This window comes from Nocardia sp. NPDC055029 (assembly GCF_053608525.1).
On sequence record NZ_JBSGVQ010000010.1, the window covers coordinates 171,099 to 191,605 of the forward strand.

The following is a 20,507-nucleotide window of genomic DNA, read 5'->3' on the forward strand; positions in this document are numbered from 1 at the left end:
TTGGTCTCCGCCGTCCCGCGCACAGGGAGCGCGAGCGGAAAACCGGTGGCGGGCTTCGCTACGCTGGTAGGCGCAATGACCAGGACAGCTAGCACCGGAACCCGCGCGCTGCGCACCCGCCTGGCGGAGGTCTCGCTGCGCGACGAACACCGGCTCCGGCGCAAGCTCGACCGGGCGCGCCCCGACGATCTGCCCGCGCTGGACGCCGAGATCGCCGCCGCCGCGACCCGCGTGGCCCATCGCCGCGCGGCGGTTCCGTCGATCCGGTATCCGGAACAACTGCCCGTCTCCGCGCGCCGCGACGACATCGCCGCCGCGATCGCCGAGCACCAGGTGGTGATCGTGGCCGGCGAGACCGGCTCCGGCAAGACCACCCAGATCCCGAAGATCTGCCTCGAACTCGGGCGCGGTATCCGCGGCACCATCGGGCACACCCAGCCTCGCCGCCTGGCCGCGCGCACCGTTGCCGAACGCATCGCCGAGGAGCTGGGCACCGAACTGGGTGACGTGGTCGGCTACACCGTCCGCTTCACCGATCAGGCCTCGGACCGCACCCTGGTCAAGCTGATGACCGACGGCATCCTGCTCGCCGAGATCCAGCGCGACCGGATGCTGCGCCGCTACGACACGATCATCATCGACGAGGCGCACGAACGCAGCCTCAATATCGACTTCCTGCTCGGGTATCTCAAACAGCTGCTGCCCCAGCGCCCCGACCTCAAGGTGATCATCACCTCGGCGACCATCGATCCCGAACTGTTCGCCCGCCATTTCGCCGACGCGCAGGGCAGGCCCGCGCCGATCGTCGAAGTGTCGGGCCGGTCGTATCCGGTCGAGTTGCGGTATCGCCCGCTGTCGCTCGAGCTGCCCGGTTCCGACGACGAGGACGAGGAGGACACCCGCGTCGTCGACCGCGATCCCACCGACGCCATCGCCGACGCGGTCACCGAGCTGTTCGCCGAGGGCGACGGTGACGTGCTGGTGTTCCTGTCGGGCGAACGCGAGATCCGCGACACCGCCGACGCGCTGCGCGACCTGAAACTGCCCCGCACCGAGATCGTGCCGCTGTACGCGCGCCTGTCCGCCGCCGAGCAGCACAAGGTCTTCGCCCCGCATACCGGCCGCCGGGTGGTGCTGGCCACCAATGTCGCCGAGACCTCGCTGACCGTGCCCGGCATCCGCTACGTGATCGACCCCGGCACAGCACGCATCTCGCGGTACTCGATGCGTACCAAGGTGCAGCGGCTGCCGATCGAACCGGTCTCGCAGGCCTCGGCACGGCAGCGGTCGGGCCGTTGCGGTCGTGTCGCCGACGGCATCTGTATCCGGCTGTACTCCGAGGACGATTTCGAGTCGCGGCCCGCGTTCACCGAACCGGAGATCCTGCGCACCAATCTGGCCGCGGTCATCCTGCAGATGACCGCGCTCGGCCTGGGCGACATCGAGAGCTTCCCGTTCGTCGAGGCCCCCGATCGCCGCGCCATCCGCGACGGCATCGCGCTGCTGGAGGAACTCGGCGCGCTGGCCCACGGCAGCGCGAAAGCCGTTGACGGCGAAGCGCATTCGGGCGGGCACCTCACGCTCACCCCGATCGGCCGGGAGATGGCGCAGCTGCCGGTCGACCCGCGGATGGCGCGCATGCTCGTGGAAGCGCATCGCAACGGGTGCCTGGACGAGGTGCTGGTGATCGTGGCCGCGCTGTCGATCCAGGATGTGCGCGAACGACCCGTCGACCATCAGCAGGCCGCCGACACCCAGCACGCCCGTTTCACCGTCGACGGTTCGGACTTCCTGGCCTATCTGCGGCTGTGGGACTACCTGACCGAGCAGCGGAAGTCGCTGTCGTCCAACCAGTTCCGCCGGATGTGCCGCGACGAGTTCCTGCACTACCTGCGGATCAGGGAGTGGCAGGATCTACACGGTCAGCTGCGTACCATCACCCGCGGGCTCGGCTGGAACGACGCGGGCACGCAGCGGGCGAACCCGGACAATCCCCCGGCGGTCGAGGACGGCGCGGGCCCGAAGCGGAACCGCCGCGGCCGGGGGCGCACTCCCGACGGCGCACCGCAATCGGCAGGGCGCGACGATCGAGCGCCGGAGCAGGCGCGGCAGCAAGGCGCCCGTTCCCGGCGTGGACGCGGTGGCGACGCGGCGCGGCAAGCACCGCAGCCGGAGCCACGTTCGGGCCAGGGCACGTCCGGGACGAAAGCTGTTCGCGGGTCGGCACAGTCGGCCGCAGCGGACGCCGAGGCGGCGATGCCGTGGCCCAGCGCGCAGATCCACCAATCGCTGCTGGCGGGCATGCTGTCGCATATCGGTGTGCGCGAGGCGGAGTCGCGGGAATTCCTCGGCGCGCGCAACGCGAAGTTCATGATCTTCCCCGGCTCCTCGCTGGCGAAGAAACCGCCGCGCTGGGTCATGGCGGCCGAGCTGGTCGAGACGTCGCGGCTGTGGGGCCGGATCGCGGCGAAGGTGGAACCCGAGTGGGCCGAGCGGCTCGCGGGCGATCTGGTGAAGCGCACCTATTCCGAGCCGCATTGGTCGTCCAAGCGGGGCGCGGCCCGCGCCTACGAGCGGGCCACGCTCTACGGCGTGCCGCTGGTGACGGGCAGACCGGTCGACTACGGCCGCATCGATCCCGAGCTCTCCCGCGAACTGTTCATCCGCCACGCCCTTGTCCAGGGCGAGTGGCAGACCAGGCACGGCTTCTTCGCGCGCAACCGCGCCCTGATCGACGATGTCGCCGATCTCGAGCACCGGGCCCGCCGCCGCGACATCCTCGTCGACGACGAAGTGCTGTTCGAGTTCTACGACCAGCGCCTGCCCGCCGATATCGTCTCGGTGCGCCATTTCGACAGCTGGTGGCGCAAGGCCGAACGCACCGACCCGGCGCTGCTGGACTTCTCGACCGACACCGTGGTCAACGCGGGCGCCGCCGCGCTCGACCCGACCGACTTCCCCGACGCCTGGCGCCAGGGCGAACTCAGCTTCCCGCTGACCTACCAGTTCGAGCCCGGCCAGGACGACGACGGCGTGACCGTGCGGATCCCGGTCGAACAACTCGCGCACGTGCGGGCCGTCGGCTTCGACTGGCTGGTGCCGGGCATGCGCGAGGAACTGGCGGCCGCCTACATCAAAACCCTCCCGAAGGCCTTGCGCCGCACGGTCGTTCCCGCGCCCGACTTCGCCGCGGCGGCGCTGCGCGAGCTGACCCCGCGCGCCGAGCCGTTGCGCACCGGACTGTCCAGGGAACTCTCGCGGCTGGGCTCGGTCACCATCTCCGCCGATGACCTGCCCTCCACCGCGCTGCCGGATCACCTGCGGATGACCTTCGCCGCCGTCGATCAGCGCGGCACGGTACTGGCCAAGAGCAAGAACCTCGCGCAGCTGAAATCGACACTGGCCGAGCAGGTTTCCGCCTCGGTCGCCCGCGCCACCGCAGGCGCCGAACGCGCACCCGCGACCGTCTGGACCTCCGAATCCCTCGGCGCGGTGGCCCCGACGGTGCGGCGCGAGGTGGCCGGTCAGACGGTGACCGGATACCCGGCGCTGGTGCCCGAGGGCGAGGGTGTGGCCGTGCGCGTGCTCAGTTCTCCCGCCGAGCAGGCCGCCGCCATGCGCGCCGGGGTGCGCACCCTGCTGCTGGCCGCGATCCCGACGTCCACCCGCGCGGTCACCGCCGGATTGCCCGCCGCCGACCGGCTGGCCCTGAGCCAGAATCCCGACGGCTCCCTGGACAAGCTGGTCGAGGACTGCCGGATCGCGGCCGCCGACGAGCTCATCGCGGCCGCCGGTGGCCCCGTGCGCACCCCCGAGGCGTTCGACAAGCTGGTCGCCGCCGTCCGCCCCCAGCTGGCGACCGCGGTCACCGGCTTGATCCGCGCGGTGGCGCCCGTGCTGTCGGCCGCGCATCAGGCGCGTGCCGCCCTGGCCGACACCGCCGAGACCGATATCGCCGACGATGTCCGCCAGCAGCTCGACGACCTGCTGTTCCCCGGTTTCGTCGCCGAATGGGGCCGCGCCCGGCTGCGCGAACTGCCCCGCTATCTGCTCGCCGCGGCGCAACGCCTCGAATCGCTGCCCGGCTCGGCGGTGCGTGATCGCCAGGGCATGGCCGAGGTCGACCGGATGCTGGCCGCCTACGACAAGCTGGTGCGCAGCCTGCCCGAGGGCCGCAGGAACGCGCGCGACGTCACCGAGATCTGGTGGATGATCGAGGAACTGCGGGTGAGCCTGTTCGCGCAGAAGATCGGCACGCCGTACCCGGTGTCGGCCAAGCGGATCGAGAAGGCGATCGGCGCGATCCGGCGCTGATCGTCAGTCGGTCGCGGCGACCGCCGCCGCCCGCGCCTTGCGCATCTCGGTGATCTCGCGTTCGAAATCGGCTGCGCTGGTGAAGGATCGGTAGACCGAGGCGAAGCGCAGATAGGCCACCTCGTCCAGATCGCGCAGCGGGCCGAGGATGGCCAGACCCACCTCGTGGCTGGGCACTTCGGGAGATCCCTTGGCACGCACCGCGTCTTCGACCTGCTGGGCGAGCAGGTTCAGCGCGTCGTCGTCGACCTCACGGCCCTGGCACGCACGCCGGACACCGACGATCACCTTCTCGCGGCTGAACGGCTCGGTGACGCCGCTGCGCTTGACCACCGACAGGATCGCGGTCTCGACGGTGGTGAACCGGCGACCGCAGGTCGGACACGACCGCCGACGGCGGATCGCCGTGCCCTCCTCGACTTCACGCGAGTCGACGACTCGCGAGTCAGGGTGTCGGCAATACGGGCAATGCATCCGAGGGTTCCTTCGTCGATACGACGTCTACTCCATGGCACTTGACAGAATACCTGTCACTGGTGCACCACCTGCCACTGCGTGGTCAGGTCCGCGATCAGCTCCGGTAGGCGGCCCAGCATGCGGCCGCGGGTGAGCTTGGCGGGGAAGGGCTCGGAGTACACCGTCACCGCGTGCGCCATGTCGGTGGCGAGGTCGAGATGGCGGGGAACCAGGTCGGCGGTGATGTAGGACCAGCGTGCGTCGCGGTCGGCCCAGTTGAAGTCGGGCAGTGGCATCCGCAGGCCGAGCCCGCCGGCCCGCACCGTCACGGGGGCGTACACCCCGGGCGCGCGGACACCGGGGACCGCCGGTTTGCCCGCGACCGTGGTGACGTAGGTGAGTACCCGGCCCATGCCGTCGCGACCGGCCGCGGTCACGTCCCATTGATCGGCGACGATGTGGTTCTGCTCCCGGTCGGTCATCCGGACCAGCGCGTCCGCGCGGCCCGCCGCGGTGCCGCCGTCGATGCCTGTCCAGGCGGTGCGGACGTCGTCGTCGATCACGCCCGCCGCGAACATCTCGTCGATGGCCGCCATCCCCTCGGCGAGGTAGGCCTCGTGCATCGACACCAGGTCGGTGAAGATGTGTTTCTGCATGATCATCAGCCGGTGCTGGTACCAGGCCAGGTCGGCGGCGGTCAATCGCGGCCCGTCGGCGGCCAGGCGCGCGATGTCGGCCGGTATCGCGGCGACGAGTTCGGGTGGGGTGGCTCGCAGCAGGTCGGCGACGGCGGTGCCGAGCTCGTGGATTCCCCCGACGGAGAGCACCGTGCCGATGTCGCCGACGTCGAAGAAGCCGGAGGCGAACGAGCCGCCCGCGATGCCGGCCAGGCCTGCCCAGTAGAAGTCGGGGCGGGCGGCGGCAATGCGGAAATAGTTGACGTACACCTGGGCGAAGGTCGCCGAATTGGCGGCGGTGCCGCGAGCGGGATCCCAGGTGGCGAGGTCGATTCCCGCGTTGCCGGTGGAGACGACGAGCCAATACTGGTGCAGCAGCGTGCCATAGCGCATCGGCGCGATGCCGTCGGCCCTCGCCTGCGTCAGCGCGGCCCGCAGCGGTGGTTCGCTCAGTGGCAGCGCCGGATGCAGGCCACCGCCGAATTCGCCCTCGGCATTGACCGCGGGAAGATCGAGGTAGTCCGCGTACGCGGGGCTCGCGTCGGCGGCGGGCGCAAGCACCGCGCCGAGAACGAGACTGAGCAGCAGGGCGATCGAGCAGCGGCGCACGTGACCTCGCATCCGGATTCGGCCGAGGGGCCGTACCCGCCCCGGCTCAGGATGCACGTCACCGTAGCAACGCGTTCTAGTTTTGGTGCGCTTTTCGTTCAGCCCATCGGCCGGTCAGGTCGTGAATCACACGCGGAAACCGTTCCTGTGCAGGCCTTTTCGTACTATCGAACTGTCCCGGACAGTCCGCCCGACGGGGCGTCGACCTGCCCGGAAATCCCGGACGTCGCCGGATCGAACCGGTCGCCGAAACTGCCGGCGCGCATGTGCGCGAGGCCGAGGAACGCGACGACGATCAGCGCGGTCACCAGCGCCGCCACGGCCAGTGCCGCGAACCCGAGCTGCGCCTGCTCGACCCGGCGCATCGGATGCACGCCGCGGGCGGGCCGCACACCGCCGACGCGCGCGTACAGCGCCGCCTCGTTGCGTGACCCGGCCGCCCGCGGGCCACGATCGGCGCGAGCCGCACGCGCGACCCGCGGCCGCGGCGAATCCGTCTGCGGCACCGTGGCGAAGGCGATATCGAGCGCCGCGTCGGCGGGCCGCGCCGCCGCCTCCGCGAGCACCCCGCGCGCGGCGGCCAATCCGTCCGTTCCATAAGCGGCGAACACCTCGGCGGCAGGCCCACGCGACCTCTCGGGACGCACAATCGCGGGCTGGGCAGCACGACGCACCACCGGGCTGCCGCCCACGCCACGCACGAGGGAGAACGGCCGCCGCGCACGGGTGCTGCGGCGACGCCGGGCGATCGGCTCGGGGTAGGCGGCGGGGTCGTAGGACTGCAGGGCGCTGGTCGCTGTGCTCATCGGAAGAACCTCCGGGGTGGTGTGCTCCGCTGCTGAAGGAATAGCTGGTGAAGCCGCTGTGTCACACTTTGTTCGAACATGTGTGCGACGAACTGATGTTCGATTTCTACCACGCCGCGACGGCGATGTCAGCACGAAACGCCCGACATGCTCGAACAGATGTTTGATACTTCGGCGTGGCACGACTAGCCTCGGAAAGGCGAAATCGACCAGCGAAAGGGCGGGACACGGTGACCCACACAGACGACACGGGTGACGAAAGCGCTACCGGCACCGTCACATCGGGATCCGGCGCGGATCTCACCGTGCGTCAGCGCACGGTCCTCGACGTCATCCGCACCTCGGTGACCGAACGCGGCTATCCGCCCAGCATCCGCGAGATCGGCGACGCGGTCGGGCTCACCTCCACCTCCTCGGTGGCCCATCAACTCCGGGCGCTCGAGCGCAAGGGCTATCTACGCCGCGACCCGAACCGGCCGCGCGCGGTGAACGTCCGCGGTCTCGACGAGGCGGTCCGCTCGGTGACCACGCTGCCCGAACCGGCCGACGACGTCGACACGAACCGGCCGACACCGACCTTCGTCCCGGTCCTCGGCCGGATCGCCGCCGGTGGGCCGATCCTGGCCGAGCAGGCCGTGGAAGACGTCTTCCCGCTGCCCCGCGAGCTCGTCGGCGACGGTTCACTGTTCCTGCTGAAGGTCGTCGGCCAGTCGATGGTCGACGCGGCCATCTGCGACGGCGACTGGGTCGTGGTCCGGCAGCAGAACGTCGCCGAGGGCGGCGACATCGTGGCCGCCATGATCGACGGCGAAGCGACCGTGAAGACGTTCAAGCGCACCGGCAAGGACGTGTGGCTGATGCCACACAACCCGCACTTCGAACCGATCCCGGGCAACGACGCGCAAATCCTCGGCAAGGTCGTCACCGTCATCCGCAAGATCTGAGCATCGCGCTCAGCGGCGCACGGACGCGTCCATCTCCCAGATCAGCAGCTCGGCGGCGGTCAGCGCGGTGACGCGATGGCCGCCGGCGGCGGTCAGGCGCACGGCGTCGCCCTGTTCCAGGGTGCCGTTGTCCTCGAAGTCGACGGAGCCGCGCGCGACGAACACGTGGCCGTAGGGCGCGTCGGGAACGGTGATCGCCTGCCCGGGATCCAGTCGCGCCACATGGAAGGCGGCATGGCGGTTGCCGATGCCGATCGCGGCCTCGCCGCGGTACTTCCGCATGCCGGAGGCGACCGGGACCAGGGTGTTGCGGCGCAGGTCACCCTCGATGTCGAGTTCCTGATAGCTCGGCGCGACGCCGGGGGTATCCGGCGGAATCCACATCTGCACGACGTGCAGGCGTTCGCGCTCCCGGTAGCCCGCGCCGTTGCGTTCGGAATGCCGGATGCCGGTGCCCGCGCTCATCCGCTGTGCCAGCCCCGGATGGATCATGCCCGAATGGCCCGCCGAATCCTGGTGGACGACCGTGCCTTCCAGGACCCAGGTGAGGATCTCGGTGTCGCGGTGCTGATGGGTGTCGAAGCCCTCACCCGGGCCGACGGTGTCCTCGTTGTGCACCAGAAGCAGACCGTGCGCATGGTCCTCGAGCGCGAAATTGCCCGTCGCCGGGAACGACTGCCGCGAGTCGAGCCACTCGTTCCACCAGTGCGCGCGGTCCGCGCCGGGTACCACCTGAACCTGGGACGTCACCATCGTCGTCGCCACCTTCCGCTATCCGGACTTGGGTCCGTATAGCGGGTAACACGGTCGGCGCCGCGGGCATTCCGCAGCGCCGGACCGGCTCAGAACGGCAGAGCGCCGCGCAGACGGCCGACCAGGGTGCGACCGGAATCGCGGTCACGCTCGTTGAACAGGAACTCCAGTTCCTCCTCGAGCCCCTTGCGGACCACATCGCGCAAGTCGGCGGCCGCGGCATCGAGATCCTCGGCCTCGAGCCACGGCGTGGGGTCGATCGGCGCGCCCGCGGAGTAGTAGAACCGTTCCGGTCGCGGCAGCGGTGTCGGGCCGATGCCCTTGACCATCGGCGGGTTCAGCTCGGGGTTTATGCCGAGCAGGCTGCACGTCCAGCGCAGCGGGCGCATCACCGGATGCTGGCCGTCGAAGACGATGTCGAACGCGTCGTCGACGCCGATCATCGCCAGCGGCACGATCGGCACCCCCGCCTGGATCGCCATCCGCGCGAACCCGGTCCTGCCCTCCCACTTGAGCACGTACTTCTCACCCTTGCGGCGGATCGCCTCCCGGCCGCCACCGGGGAACACGACAACCGCTTCCCCCTGCTCGAGCAGCGCCAGGCAGTTGTTGCGCGTCCCGCGCACGGCGCCGAAGCGGTGCAGGAGATGGCGCACGCCCGGCACCATCAGCACATGCTCGGCCAGCCCGCGCACCAGCCGCCCGCGTGCCCGCAGGATCGCAGGCATCAGCAGCGGCGCATCGATCCCGCCGAGCAGGTTGTGGTTGGCCACGATCAGCACCGGGCCCTCGGCCGGAATGTTGTCCAGGCCGTAGAACCGCGGGCTCGCCCACGCGGTCACCGGCGCGAACACCGCCTCGAACGCGCGGATCTCCCACTCGCTCGGCGTCGGGTTCAACGGCGCGTTGTCGGAGAGGATCCGGTCGCCCTGCTCGACCGATCCCGCCCTGTTCTCTGTCACACTCTCTGGACCCCGCTGGTCATTCGACATAACACCCTCCTGCTGTCGACAATCGACCATAGCGCCCGAAAATGGCTGTGTCGCATCGATCTTGGCCGCTACCCCGCGGCAAATCCGGCTGGTCGGATCAGCTCGGCACGACTTCGGCCGGACCCGAATGGGCGTATTCCGACAGGGGTGCGGCCAGTGCCTGGGGCACGCGCGCCCTGACCCGGGTGCCGCCTTCTTCATGCTCGGCGGAGATGATCCGGCCGTCGGCGTGGATGCGCGCGAGCAGATCGCCGCGGCTGTAAGGCAGCAGCACGCTGATGTCGACATCGAGCCCGCCGAGTACCTCCGAGAGCCGCTCGCGCAACTCCTCCACCCCGGCGCCGGTCTGCGCGGAGACGAAGGCCGCGTCGGGCAGCAGCCCACGCAGCCGGGTGAGCTCGTTCGGGTCGGCCGCGTCGATCTTGTTGACCACCAGCAGTTCCGGCGGTGCGGCGGTGCCCTGCTCCTTGATCACGTCGGTGATCACCTCGCGGACCGCCCTGATCTGTTCGAGCGGCAGCGGATCGGAACCGTCGACGACGTGCAGCAGCAGGTCGGCGCCGGTGACCTCTTCCAGGGTCGAGCGGAACGCCTCGACCAGCTGGGTCGGCAGGTGGCGGACGAAGCCGACGGTGTCGGTGAACACCATCTCGCGGCCGTCGTCGAGCGCGGCCCTGCGGGTGGTCGGATCCAGGGTGGCGAACAGCGCGTCCTGGACCAGCAGGCCCGCGCCGGTGAGCGCGTTCATCAGGCTGGACTTGCCCGCGTTGGTGTAGCCGACGATGGCGATCGCGGGGACGCCGCTGCCCGCGCGCCGGGCGCGCATGGTGTCGCGGGCGGTCTTCATCTCCCGGATCTCGCGGCGCAGCTTGGCCATCCGCTCGCGGATGCGGCGGCGGTCGGTCTCGATCTTGGTCTCACCGGGACCACGCAGACCGACACCACCACCGTTGCCGCCGGCGCGGCCACCGGCCTGCCTGGACATCGACTCACCCCAGCCACGCAGTCGCGGCAGCATGTATTCCATCTGCGCGAGCGCGACCTGGGCCTTGCCCTCGCGGGAGGTGGCGTGCTGGGCGAAGATGTCGAGGATCAGCGCGGTGCGGTCGATGACCTTGACCTTGACGACCTTCTCCAGCGCGGTCAGCTGCGCGGGGGTGAGTTCACCGTCGCAGATCACGGTGTCGGCGCCGGTGTCGAGGACCACGGTGCGCAGTTCCTCGGCCTTGCCGGAGCCGATGTAGGTGGCCGGGTCCGGCTTGTCGCGGCGCTGGATCAGGCCTTCGAGAACCTCGGAGCCCGCGGTCTCGGCGAGGGCGGCCAGCTCGACCATGCTCGCCTCGGCCTGGGCGGAGCTGCCGGTGGTCCACACACCGACCAGCACGACCCGTTCCAGGCGCAGCTGCCGGTATTCGACCTCGGTGATGTCGGTGAGTTCGGTGGACAGCCCGGCGACACGGCGCAGCGAGGAGCGCTCGTCGAGCTGCATCTCGCCGACGGTGGGTTCGGGTGCCCAGCCGGGACGCTGCATGCGGGCCGCGTGGCGGGCGAGCGCGTCGTCGACGTCGCCGCGGTCGGCGGCCACGTCGGGATCGGCCGCGGTGGTGTGCTCGGCCGAGGTGGGCTCTGTGGGGGTGTCTGGTTTCGTCATACGCCTTCTATGCTGCCACGTCACGGTGACAGTGCGCATCCGGTTATCCGGCTACTGCGCGTTCCACCAGTCCCGTGACAACGTGCCGGTGGCCAGCAGCACCGAGGGACCGCGCAACCAGGCCCGGCCCTGGTCGATGGTGACGCGCACCTGGCCGCCGGGTACCCGCACGGTCACCTCGCCGGATCCGCTGCCGACCGGGACACCGGCGGCGGTCAGCGCCGCGGCCGCCGCGGCGACGGTTCCCGTTCCGCAGGACCGTGTTTCGCCGACGCCGCGTTCGTAGACCCGCATGTCGACGGCGTTGTCGGGACCCAGCGCGGTGAGGATCTCGACATTGACCCCGTGCGGGAACAGGTCGGGATCGAAGCCGGGCGAGACGGCCAGATCGAGTTTGGCCAGCGCGTCGACGGTGAGTCCCTCGTCGACGCAGGCCAGATGCGGATTGCCGACATCGATGCCGATCCCCGGCAGCGCCCAGCCGCCCAGGGTGGCGGTGGACGGGCCGAGTTCACGCACGACACCCATGTCGACGGTGACCTCGCCGTCGACCGGTCCCGCCGCGTGTACAACGACGGGCCGGGCGCCAGCGCGGCTGCCGACGACGTACTCGGTGCGCGATTCCATCCCGGACGCGTTCAGATAGTGCGCGAACACCCGCACACCGTTGCCGCACATCTCGGCGATCGAACCGTCGGCATTGCGGTAGTCCATGAACCAGTCGTCGCCGCCGACGCCGTCGGGCAGCGCATCGAGCACCCCCGCGTCGACGAGGGCGGCCGCCGTGGCGACGCGCAGCACGCCGTCGGCGCCGAGGCCACGCTGCCGGTCACACAGCGCGGCGACGCGGTCGGCGGTCAGGTCGAGCCGGGCCTGCGGGTCGGGCAGCACGACGAAGTCGTTCTGGGTGCCGTTGCCCTTGCTGAATTCGATGTCGGACACGGTCGTCATTGTCCTCTTCGCCGCCGAGCGCCGCGCTACCGGGCGAAGGTGCGCCGCTGGCGGGCGATCTCGTAGAGGCTGATCGCGCCCGCCGACGGCGCGCCGAGCGAGCTGGCGGTGCCGCCCATCGGGATGGTCACCAGGTCGTCGCAGGCCTCGGCCCAGGCCGAGCTCATCCCGGTGGTCTCGTTGCCGACGACCAGGATCGTGGCCTCGGTGAAGTCGTAGTCGTAGATGGTGCTCGGCGCGTCCTCGTCGGTGCCGACGATGCGGGTGGGGATGCCGCGCGCCGCCTGGCGGTCCCGGAATTCGAGGACCTGTGCGGGTCCGGCGGCGCGCAGGACCGGGACGGCGAACAGCGAACCGGTGGAGGCGCGCACGGCCTGCGGATCGAACTGGTCGGCGCCGTGGCCGGTGACGATCACCCCGGACGCGCCGAAGGCGTCGGCGGAGCGGATCAGCGTGCCGAGGTTGCCCGGCGAGTTCGGGCGGTCGAACACGACGACGACCGGCGCGTCCTCCCCCGGTTCGCCGGGCGCGTAGTCGGCAAGGTCCGGCTGCTGCGAGACCGCGACCGCGACGATCTCCGGCACGCTCGCCGCCTTCTCCCCCAGCTCGGCCATCAGTTCGGGCACCAGCCCGACCTGCGGCACGTCGGCGGTGTCGAGCACCTCGCGCGCCCAGCCGGACAGCTCGGGGGTGCCGAGCCGGTAGAGCAGCGTTTCCAGCGGCCAGTCGTTGGCCAGCGCCTGGGTGATCGGGCGCACGCCCTGCACGAGGAACCGGCTGTCACGATGACGTTTTGTCCGGTTGTTGAGGTAGGCCTGCCACACCTGCACCGAGGCGTTGCGGGTACTCACTCGACGCGTCACTGCGCTGTCCGTCCTGTCGGGTCTGTGTGGTGAGGGGAGAGCAGCGCCAGCGCGGTCGCGGCGAGCTCGGGGTCGGCGCCGTCGACCCAGGTCACCCTGGGATCGCGGCGGAACCACGACCGCTGCCTGCGCACATACCGGCGGGTGCCGATCAGGGTGCGCTCGCGGGCGTGGGCGAGGTCGTATTCGCCGTCGAGATGGGCCAGCACCTGGGCGTAGCCGATCGCGCGGCGGGCGGTCTGGCCGTCACGCAGGCCGAGTTCGATCAGGCCGCGCACCTCCTCGACCAGGCCGGTGTCGAACATGAGGGCGGTGCGCGCCTCGATCCGGGCGTCCAGGGCCGCGGTCTCCCGGTCGACACCGAGGATGGCGGTGTCCCAGCGCGGGGTGCCGATCGTCGGCGCCGAGGCGGCGAAGGGCTGCCCGGTCAGCTCGACGACCTCGAGCGCGCGCACCATCCGCCTGCCGTCGGTGGGCAGGATGGTCGACGCCGCGACCGGGTCGGCATCCTTCAGTGCGGCGTGCACCGCGTGCACCCCGCCCTCGGCGAGCAGCGCCTCCCAGCGCGCGCGGACCTCGGGGTCGGTGGCCGGGAAGTCCCACTGGTCGAGCAGCGCCTGTACGTACATCATCGAACCGCCCACGATCACCGGGACGAGTCCGCGGGCCATGATGTCCTCGACGATCGCGCTCGCGGCGCTCTGATAGGCGGCGACCGTCGCGGTCTCGGTGACGTCGAGGACGTCGAGCAGGTGGTGCGGGATCCCGCGGCGCTGGTCGGGCGGCAGTTTCGCGGTGCCGACGTCCATCCCGCGATAGAGCTGCATCGCATCGATATTGACGATCTCGCCGCCGAGCCGTTCGGCGAGATCGAGCGCGAGATCGGATTTCCCGGTGGCGGTGGGGCCGACGACCGCGATCGGGCGCCCTGGCCTGCTCGTCACTCGTCGATACCTTCCTGTCCACTCGGTTGCCACACGCTCACGTCGTAGCCGACACCATAGGGTGCGCCCTGATAGAGGGTACGCACCCGCGGATCGGCCGGATCGGCGGCGAACAGACCGCCGAGTACCTGGTAGGCGGCACGTCCGTCGAGCAGCAGTTCGGCGCACAGCGCGGGGTCGAGCACGGCGAGCCCGGACCGCGATCCGGATCGCAGCGCGGTGTCGAGGGCCTGCTGCACCGGCGCCGCCCGCTCGTCCAGGTAGCCCGGCGCCGTGACGGTCAGCGTCGCCGCGCCGTCGGCGACGACGAGCACCGCGTGCGGCACCGCGTCGGCGTCCAGTTCGGCCCGCAACGCGGCGCCGGCATGCGCGCAGTCCGACGGCGACGCGTCGGCGGCGAGCAGCCGCGCCCGCACCGAGATCCCCGGCGCCACCTGCTCGCGCAACCATCCGGCGACCAGGACGGACAGGGGAAGCTGGGCGTCTGCTGGACCCGGATCCGCGCCGGCGGGGCCGAGGCCGACGACAACGTCGGCGCCGAAACCACGGAACGTCCCTCTGGTCGTGGCCGGGAAGTTCTGGTCGTGCGCGCCGACGCCGACGACGGTCCATCGGTCGGCGGACGCGGCGAGGGTGCCCGCGGCGTCGAGTGCCGCGGCGCGCAGCACCGCGGTCGGGTCGTCGGGATCGCTGCCGGACGCGACGGGACGCCCGCACAGCTCGGGCACCAGCATCGGCGGCGACGGGACCAGGGCCGCTATCGAGAACACGCCGTAACCGTAGCCGTACCGCGCGGGCGGCCCGGCACCCGCCGCACCACGACCCGGCTGCGGTCTGCGAGTGTCCGGCGCGGTGATGCGCGCCGAGATTGCTAGTGTTTTCAGGTGCGACTACCCACGTCGTCCGGGACGAAATCCCAGGAAATCCGGCATCCGATCCCTGGGATCGATGGTTTCCTCGGCTCGAACCGGGTTCAATGGGATGTGCTAGGGCGTAACCAGGCAGCCGTGACGCGCGGCAGGGACGGAGAGCAATGACCGACAGCAACGGAACCGCGAAGCCCACCCCCGGTCCGGGCCCGCGACCCTCCGCTACCCCCAAGCCCGGCGGAAAGTCTCCGCGTCCGCCGAAGCCGCACGCCGTGAAACCGGCGCCGGGACCCGATCAACCCCATCCGCATCCCGTGGTCGTGCCGACCGTCACCGACCCGAGCAAGTGGGGCCGCGTCGACGAGGACGGCACCGCCTGGGTGAAGACCGCCGACGGCGAGCGCGTCATCGGCTCCTGGCAGGCGGGCGACGCCGCCGAGGGGCTCGAGCACTTCGGCCGCCGCTTCGACGATCTGGCGACCGAGGTCGCGCTGCTCGAGGCCAGACTGGCCGCGGGCGCCGACGCCCGCAAGACCAAGGCCGCCGCGCTCGCGATCGCCGAGACGCTGCCCACCGCGGCCGTCATCGGCGATATCGACGGGCTGGCCACGCGCCTGCAGGCCATCACCGAGCATTCCGAGGAAGCCGCCGCGCACGCCAAGGAGGAGAAGGAGCGCGCCCGGCACGAGCACACCGAGCGCAAGGAAGCCCTCGCCGCCGAGGCCGAGCAGATCGCCGCCGAGTCCACCCAGTGGAAGCACGCGGGCGATCGGCTGCGCGAGATCCTCGACGAGTGGAAGTCCATCCGCGGGGTCGACCGCAAGGTCGACGACGCCCTGTGGAAGCGCTACTCCAAGGCCCGCGAGGCGTTCAACCGCCGCCGCGGCGCCCACTTCGCCGAGCTCGACCGGGAACGCGCCTCGGCGAAGACCCGCAAGGAAGAGCTGTGTGTGCGCGCCGAGGAGCTGTCCGGGTCCACCGACTGGACCGGAACGGCCGCGGTGTTCCGCGATCTGCTCACCGAGTGGAAGGCCGCTGGTCGCGCGCCGCGCGAGGCCGACGAGGCACTGTGGCGCCGGTTCAAGAGCGCCCAGGACGTGTTCTTCGCCGCCCGCAACGCGGCGGTGTCCGAGCGCGACGCCGAGTTCGAGCACAACGCCACCGCCAAGCAGGAACTGCTGCGCGCCTACGAGCACATCGACCCGGCCGCAGGGCTCGACGCCGCCCGCAACGCGCTGCGCGAACTGCAGGACAAGTGGGACGCCATCGGCAAGGTGCCGCGCGAGCGCATGCAGGAGCTGGAAGGCAAGCTGCGCGCCATCGAGAAGCGCGTGCGCGACGCGGCCGACCAGCAGTGGCGCCGCACCGACCCGGAAGCCGTTGCCCGCGCCGCCCAGTTCCGCGAGCGGGTCGCCCAGTTCGAGGAGCAGGCCGCCAAGGCCACCGCGGCGGGCAAGAAGCGCGACGCGGAGAAGGCCCTGGAACAGGCCAAGCAGTGGCGCGAATGGGCCGAAGCCGCCGAGGGCGCCGTCAGCAACCGATAGAACAGGAGAAACCCCCGACCACTGGTCGGGGGTTTCTTTGTTTGCGTTCCCTATTCGCCGGTGAGGCGCTTGCGGTCGCGGTCCTCGGCTTCGCGGGCGGCGTTGCGGCGCTGCTCTTCGGCGGCGAGCTGCACCGCGGTGCGGCTCCACACGACGCGCACCCAGTGGAAGGTGAGCACCATGATCGCGATGGTGCCCAGGATCAGGCCGATGCCGGGGCCCGCGCCCTCGTAGTTGCCGAGGCCGGGGGTCTGACGGTGCCAGATCGACAGCACGCCGAACACGCTGCCGACGGCCGAGCCCGCGCAGGCCAGCCAGGCCAGCACCCAGCGGCGGGTGGTCAGGGCGAGCAGGGAGAAGCCGACACCGAAGACGATGACCAGCCAGACGAAGATCCGCGACGGCAGGCCGATGTGCTCGACTCCCGCGGCGTCGGTGTCGAGCAGCACGTCGAAGCCGCGCGCGGTACCCGCGGTCGGCAGCACCAGCGAGATCAGCAGCGCGAAGACCGCGCCCGCCACGACCAGCGCCCGCGCGCCGGGATCGATCTCGCCGGCGATGCGGCGTTCCACCGCGTCGAGTTCGCCGCGGAACTGTTCGAATTCCTTGTCGTCCACCCGGTTCACCGCGTCGTCACTCCTGTCCGCAGGCTGATCGTTGCCGGCCTCGTGTGCGCCGGGCTCTACTGTGCCATCCCCGGACGGGACACCAGCACCCGACCCACTACGACCGGTAGTAGGTTCGGGTTCGTCCGAACCGTTCACGCCGAACACCCGGTCGAGCAGCCGTCGACCACGGGCTCGACGACCGGGGCGCCGATCCGCGGCAGGCCGAGGCCGACACCGATCGGCTCGGTCTTGGGCGTCACCCCGCGCTCGTGCGCGTCGCCCGCCTTGGTCCGCCGGTGCGACGTGACCACACCGTCGGCGATGAGGTGATGCGGCGCCGCCTCGGTGATGTCAACGGTGACGATGTCGCCCGGCCGGATCCCCGCGTCGGCGCCGGGCCGGAAGTGCACCAGCCTGCCGTCGCGCGCGCGACCGCTCATCCGGGCGGTGACCGCGTTCTTCTTACCGGCCCCCTCGGCGACGAGCAGCTCCACCTCGGTGCCGATCAGCGCCTGGTTGGCCTCCAGCGACACCTGCTCCTGCAGCGCGATCAGCCGGTCGTAGCGTTCCTGCACGACCGCCTTGGGCAGCTGGTCGGGCAGTTCGGCCGCGGGCGTGCCCGGCCGCTTGGAGTACTGGAAGGTGTAGGCGCTGGTGAACCGCGCGCGGCGCACGACGTCGAGGGTCTCCTGGAAGTCCTCCTCGGTCTCGCCGGGGAAGCCGACGATGATGTCGGTGGTGATCGAGGCGTGCGGCATCGCGGCGCGCACCTTCTCGATGATGCCGAGGAAACGTTCCTTGCGGTAGGAGCGGCGCATCGCCTTGAGCACCCGGTCGGAGCCGGACTGCAGCGGCATATGCAGCTGCGGGCAGACGGTGGGGGTCTGCGCCATCGCCTCGATGACGTCGTCGGTGAACTCGGCCGGATGCGGCGAGGTGAACCGCACCCGCTCGAGGCCCTCGATCTGCCCGGTCGCGCGCAGCAGCTGGGCGAAGGCGCCGCGATCGCGCGGCTGCTCCGGGTCGACGAAGTTCACGCCGTAGGAGTTGACGTTCTGGCCGAGCAGCGTCACCTCGAGCACGCCCTGGTCGACCAGCGCCTGCACCTCGGCGAGCACGTCACCGGGGCGGCGGTCGACCTCCTTGCCGCGCAGCGCCGGCACGATGCAGAAGGTGCAGGTGTTGTTGCAGCCCACCGAGATCGACACCCAGCCCGCGTACGCCGACTCCCGCTTGGCCGGCAGCGTGGACGGGAAGGCCTCGAGCGATTCGAGGATCTCGACCTGAGCCTGTTCGTTGTGGCGGGCCCGCTCGAGCAGCACCGGCAGCGAGCCGATGTTGTGCGTGCCGAACACCACGTCCACCCAGGGCGCCTTGCGCACGACCGTCTGGCGGTCCTTCTGCGCCAGGCAGCCGCCGACGGCGATCTGCATGCCGGGACGGCCCTGCTTCACCGGCGCCAGATGGCCGAGGGTGCCGTAGAGCTTGTTGTCGGCGTTCTCGCGCACCGCGCAGGTGTTGAACACCACCAGGTCGGGGGTGTCCGAGGGCGCGGCCTTCACATAGCCCGCGTCTTCGAGCAGGCCGGACAAGCGTTCGGAGTCGTGTACGTTCATCTGGCAGCCGAAGGTGCGGACCTCGTAACTGCGCGCCTGCGTCGCCGCGCGCTCCGTCGCGTTCTGTCCGTTCGAATCCACCCGTCCAGGGTACGGGCCGCACCTGATGTGGTCTGCGTCGCGGTCGGGAGTCGCCCGTGGTACCGGCAGGTTACCGGCCGGTGTCGTTTCGGCGTGCCGCGACGGCGAGTCACGGAAACCCGGGCAAATCTCCGAAGAACGCCTAAGGTTTCTGACCATGACCGACGACGCCGCACCCGCGACCGGGAAAGCCGACGCCGCCGCCACTGCTGGCGCGCCGCCGATGATCTCGATGCGCAACGTGGACAAACACTTCGGTGACCTCCACGTTCTGCGCCACATCAACCTGGAAGTCCCCCGCGGGCAGGTCGTGATCGTCCTCGGCCCCTCGGGTTCGGGAAAATCCACCCTCTGCCGCACCATCAACCGGCTCGAACCGATCGACTCCGGCGACATCGCCATCGACGGTGTCGCCCTGCCCGCCGAGGGCAAGGCGCTGGCCGCGCTGCGCGCCGAGGTCGGCATGGTGTTCCAGTCGTTCAATCTGTTCGCGCACAAGACGATTCTCGAGAACGTGATGCTCGCGCCGCTGAAGGTGCGCGGCATCAAGAAGGACGAGGCGCGCAAGCACGCCCTCGCCCTGCTCGACCGGGTGGGTATCGCCAACCAGGCGGAGAAGTACCCGGCTCAGTTGTCAGGCGGCCAGCAGCAGCGCGTCGCCATCGCCCGGTCGCTGGCGATGGACCCGAAGGTGATGCTGTTCGACGAGCCCACCTCGGCGCTGGACCCGGAGATGGTCAACGAGGTGCTCGAGGTGATGGTCTCCCTCGCCAAGGAGGGCATGACGATGCTCGTCGTCACCCACGAGATGGGCTTCGCCCGCCGCGCCGGTGACCGCGTGCTGTTCATGGCCGACGGCGAGGTCGTCGAGGACACCACGCCCGACACCTTCTTCACCGCGCCCGCCTCCGACCGCGCCAAGGACTTCCTCGGCAAAATTCTCAGTCACTGAGCCCACCCACCCATCACCAGAGAAGGACACTCGATGAGGATCAATCGTGCGATGCGGGTCGGAATCGGCGCCGCGGCACTGGCATTGGCTGCCACGCTCACCGCGGGCTGTGGCGGCGGTGACGAGGGGTCGGTGCTCGACCACGCCAAGGAAGGCAAGCTGACCGTCGGTATCAAGTTCGACCAGCCGGGCCTCGGCCTGCGCAACACCGACGGCACCTACAGCGGTTTCGATGTCGAGGTGGCCAAGTACGTCGCCGACAAGCTGGGCGTGAAGCCGGAGAACGTCACCTTCAAGGAATCGCCGTCGGCGCAGCGCGAGACGCTGCTCGAGAACGGTCAGGTCGACCTCGTCGTCGCGACCTACTCGATCACCGACAAGCGCAAGGAGAAGGTCGATTTCGCCGGCCCCTACTACGTCGCCGGTCAGGATCTGCTCGTGCGCGCCGACAACACCGACATCACCGGCCCGGATTCGCTGGCGGGCAAGAAGGTGTGCTCGGTGAAGGGTTCCACCCCGGCCCAGAACATCAAGGACAAGTACCCGCAGGCGCAGCTGCAGACCTACGACACCTACTCGCTGTGCATCGAGGCGCTGCGCGGCGGCGCGATGGACGCGGTCACCACCGACAACGTCATCCTCGCCGGCTACGCCGCGCAGTCGCCGGGCTCCTACAAGCTGGTCAACAAGCCCTTCACCACCGAGAAGTACGGCATCGGTATCAAGAAGGGTGAGACCGAGGCGCGCACCAAGGTCAACGACGCGATCGAAGCGATGATCGCCGACGGCTCGTGGAAGGCCGCGCTGGAGAAGTCCTTCCCCGGCACCGGTTTCGAGATCCCGCAGCCGCCCACCGTCGACCGCTACTGATCACCTC

General features: G+C 70.4%; 17 protein-coding genes. 5 read left to right on the top strand and 12 right to left on the bottom strand.

Annotation, left to right across the window (positions count from 1 at the left end):
- The first annotated feature begins 75 nt into the window (after nt 1-75).
- A complete protein-coding gene (gene hrpA / locus ACWF9G_RS12545; RefSeq protein ID WP_452515243.1) occupies nt 76-4,314 on the top strand; it encodes an ATP-dependent RNA helicase HrpA in 4,239 nt (1,412 codons plus the stop codon).
- 3 nt (nt 4,315-4,317) lie between these two features.
- Here hrpA and nrdR read toward each other — a convergent pair whose 3' ends face one another.
- The 3 genes from nrdR to ACWF9G_RS12560 all read right to left on the bottom strand — a co-directional run bounded on the left by nrdR (nt 4,318) and on the right by ACWF9G_RS12560 (nt 6,862).
- The gene (gene nrdR, locus ACWF9G_RS12550) at nt 4,318-4,788 is read right to left on the bottom strand and encodes a transcriptional regulator NrdR (protein ID WP_189024082.1); all 471 of its coding nucleotides are present in this window, start codon (nt 4,786-4,788) and stop codon (nt 4,318-4,320) included.
- A 56-nt stretch (nt 4,789-4,844) separates the two neighbouring features.
- On the bottom strand, nt 4,845-6,068 hold the full coding sequence (locus tag ACWF9G_RS12555) for a hypothetical protein (protein WP_379306257.1): 1,224 nt from the start codon (nt 6,066-6,068) through the stop codon (nt 4,845-4,847).
- Between the two features lie 152 nt (nt 6,069-6,220).
- Complete coding sequence (locus ACWF9G_RS12560) at nt 6,221-6,862, bottom strand: hypothetical protein (RefSeq protein WP_379306259.1); 642 nt, start codon at nt 6,860-6,862, stop codon at nt 6,221-6,223.
- Nucleotides 6,863-7,167: 305 nt separating this feature from the next.
- Here ACWF9G_RS12560 and lexA point away from each other — a divergent pair, with 305 nt between their 5' ends.
- Entirely contained in the window at nt 7,168-7,806 is a 639-nt protein-coding gene (lexA, locus tag ACWF9G_RS12565; protein WP_379306289.1) for a transcriptional repressor LexA, read from the top strand.
- Nucleotides 7,807-7,815: 9 nt separating this feature from the next.
- Here lexA and ACWF9G_RS12570 read toward each other — a convergent pair whose 3' ends face one another.
- The 7 genes from ACWF9G_RS12570 to ACWF9G_RS12600 all read right to left on the bottom strand — a co-directional run bounded on the left by ACWF9G_RS12570 (nt 7,816) and on the right by ACWF9G_RS12600 (nt 14,730).
- Entirely contained in the window at nt 7,816-8,559 is a 744-nt protein-coding gene (locus ACWF9G_RS12570; RefSeq protein ID WP_452515246.1) for a pirin family protein, read from the bottom strand.
- An 89-nt stretch (nt 8,560-8,648) separates the two neighbouring features.
- Nucleotides 8,649-9,521 (bottom strand): lysophospholipid acyltransferase family protein, encoded by an 873-nt coding sequence (locus ACWF9G_RS12575; RefSeq protein WP_379306263.1) that lies wholly within the window; start codon nt 9,519-9,521, stop codon nt 8,649-8,651.
- A gap of 127 nt (nt 9,522-9,648) precedes the next feature.
- Nucleotides 9,649-11,082, bottom strand: a complete 1,434-nt coding sequence (gene hflX, locus ACWF9G_RS12580) for a GTPase HflX (protein WP_452515264.1) — start codon at nt 11,080-11,082, stop codon at nt 9,649-9,651.
- A 171-nt stretch (nt 11,083-11,253) separates the two neighbouring features.
- Nucleotides 11,254-12,135, bottom strand: a complete 882-nt coding sequence (gene dapF / locus ACWF9G_RS12585) for a diaminopimelate epimerase (RefSeq protein ID WP_452515266.1) — start codon at nt 12,133-12,135, stop codon at nt 11,254-11,256.
- A gap of 44 nt (nt 12,136-12,179) precedes the next feature.
- Nucleotides 12,180-13,004 carry a TrmH family RNA methyltransferase gene (locus tag ACWF9G_RS12590; RefSeq protein ID WP_452515248.1) on the bottom strand — a complete coding sequence of 275 codons (825 nt, stop codon included), beginning with the start codon at nt 13,002-13,004 and terminating at the stop codon, nt 12,180-12,182.
- An 8-nt stretch (nt 13,005-13,012) separates the two neighbouring features.
- Nucleotides 13,013-13,960, bottom strand: a complete 948-nt coding sequence (gene miaA, locus ACWF9G_RS12595; protein ID WP_452515250.1) for a tRNA (adenosine(37)-N6)-dimethylallyltransferase MiaA — start codon at nt 13,958-13,960, stop codon at nt 13,013-13,015.
- Nucleotides 13,957-14,730 carry a hypothetical protein gene (locus tag ACWF9G_RS12600; RefSeq protein WP_452515252.1) on the bottom strand — a complete coding sequence of 258 codons (774 nt, stop codon included), beginning with the start codon at nt 14,728-14,730 and terminating at the stop codon, nt 13,957-13,959. Before ACWF9G_RS12600 ends, miaA begins: the two co-directional genes overlap by 4 nt.
- A gap of 263 nt (nt 14,731-14,993) precedes the next feature.
- Here ACWF9G_RS12600 and ACWF9G_RS12605 point away from each other — a divergent pair, with 263 nt between their 5' ends.
- The gene (locus tag ACWF9G_RS12605; RefSeq protein WP_379306271.1) at nt 14,994-16,373 is read left to right on the top strand and encodes a DUF349 domain-containing protein; all 1,380 of its coding nucleotides are present in this window, start codon (nt 14,994-14,996) and stop codon (nt 16,371-16,373) included.
- 50 nt (nt 16,374-16,423) lie between these two features.
- On the opposite strand, the gene ACWF9G_RS12610 is transcribed toward ACWF9G_RS12605, so the two are convergent.
- The gene (locus ACWF9G_RS12610) at nt 16,424-16,999 is read right to left on the bottom strand and encodes an Rv2732c family membrane protein (protein ID WP_379306273.1); all 576 of its coding nucleotides are present in this window, start codon (nt 16,997-16,999) and stop codon (nt 16,424-16,426) included.
- A 134-nt stretch (nt 17,000-17,133) separates the two neighbouring features.
- A complete protein-coding gene (gene miaB, locus ACWF9G_RS12615; protein WP_452515254.1) occupies nt 17,134-18,678 on the bottom strand; it encodes a tRNA (N6-isopentenyl adenosine(37)-C2)-methylthiotransferase MiaB in 1,545 nt (514 codons plus the stop codon).
- A gap of 223 nt (nt 18,679-18,901) precedes the next feature.
- On the opposite strand from miaB, the gene ACWF9G_RS12620 reads away from it, so the two are divergent.
- Together ACWF9G_RS12620 and ACWF9G_RS12625 are read left to right on the top strand one after the other, a co-directional pair.
- Complete coding sequence (locus ACWF9G_RS12620; RefSeq protein ID WP_379306295.1) at nt 18,902-19,630, top strand: amino acid ABC transporter ATP-binding protein; 729 nt, start codon at nt 18,902-18,904, stop codon at nt 19,628-19,630.
- A gap of 33 nt (nt 19,631-19,663) precedes the next feature.
- Nucleotides 19,664-20,500: a glutamate ABC transporter substrate-binding protein gene (locus ACWF9G_RS12625; RefSeq protein ID WP_379306277.1), complete on the top strand. Its 837-nt coding sequence runs from the start codon at nt 19,664-19,666 to the stop codon at nt 20,498-20,500.
- Nucleotides 20,501-20,507 lie beyond the last annotated feature (7 nt).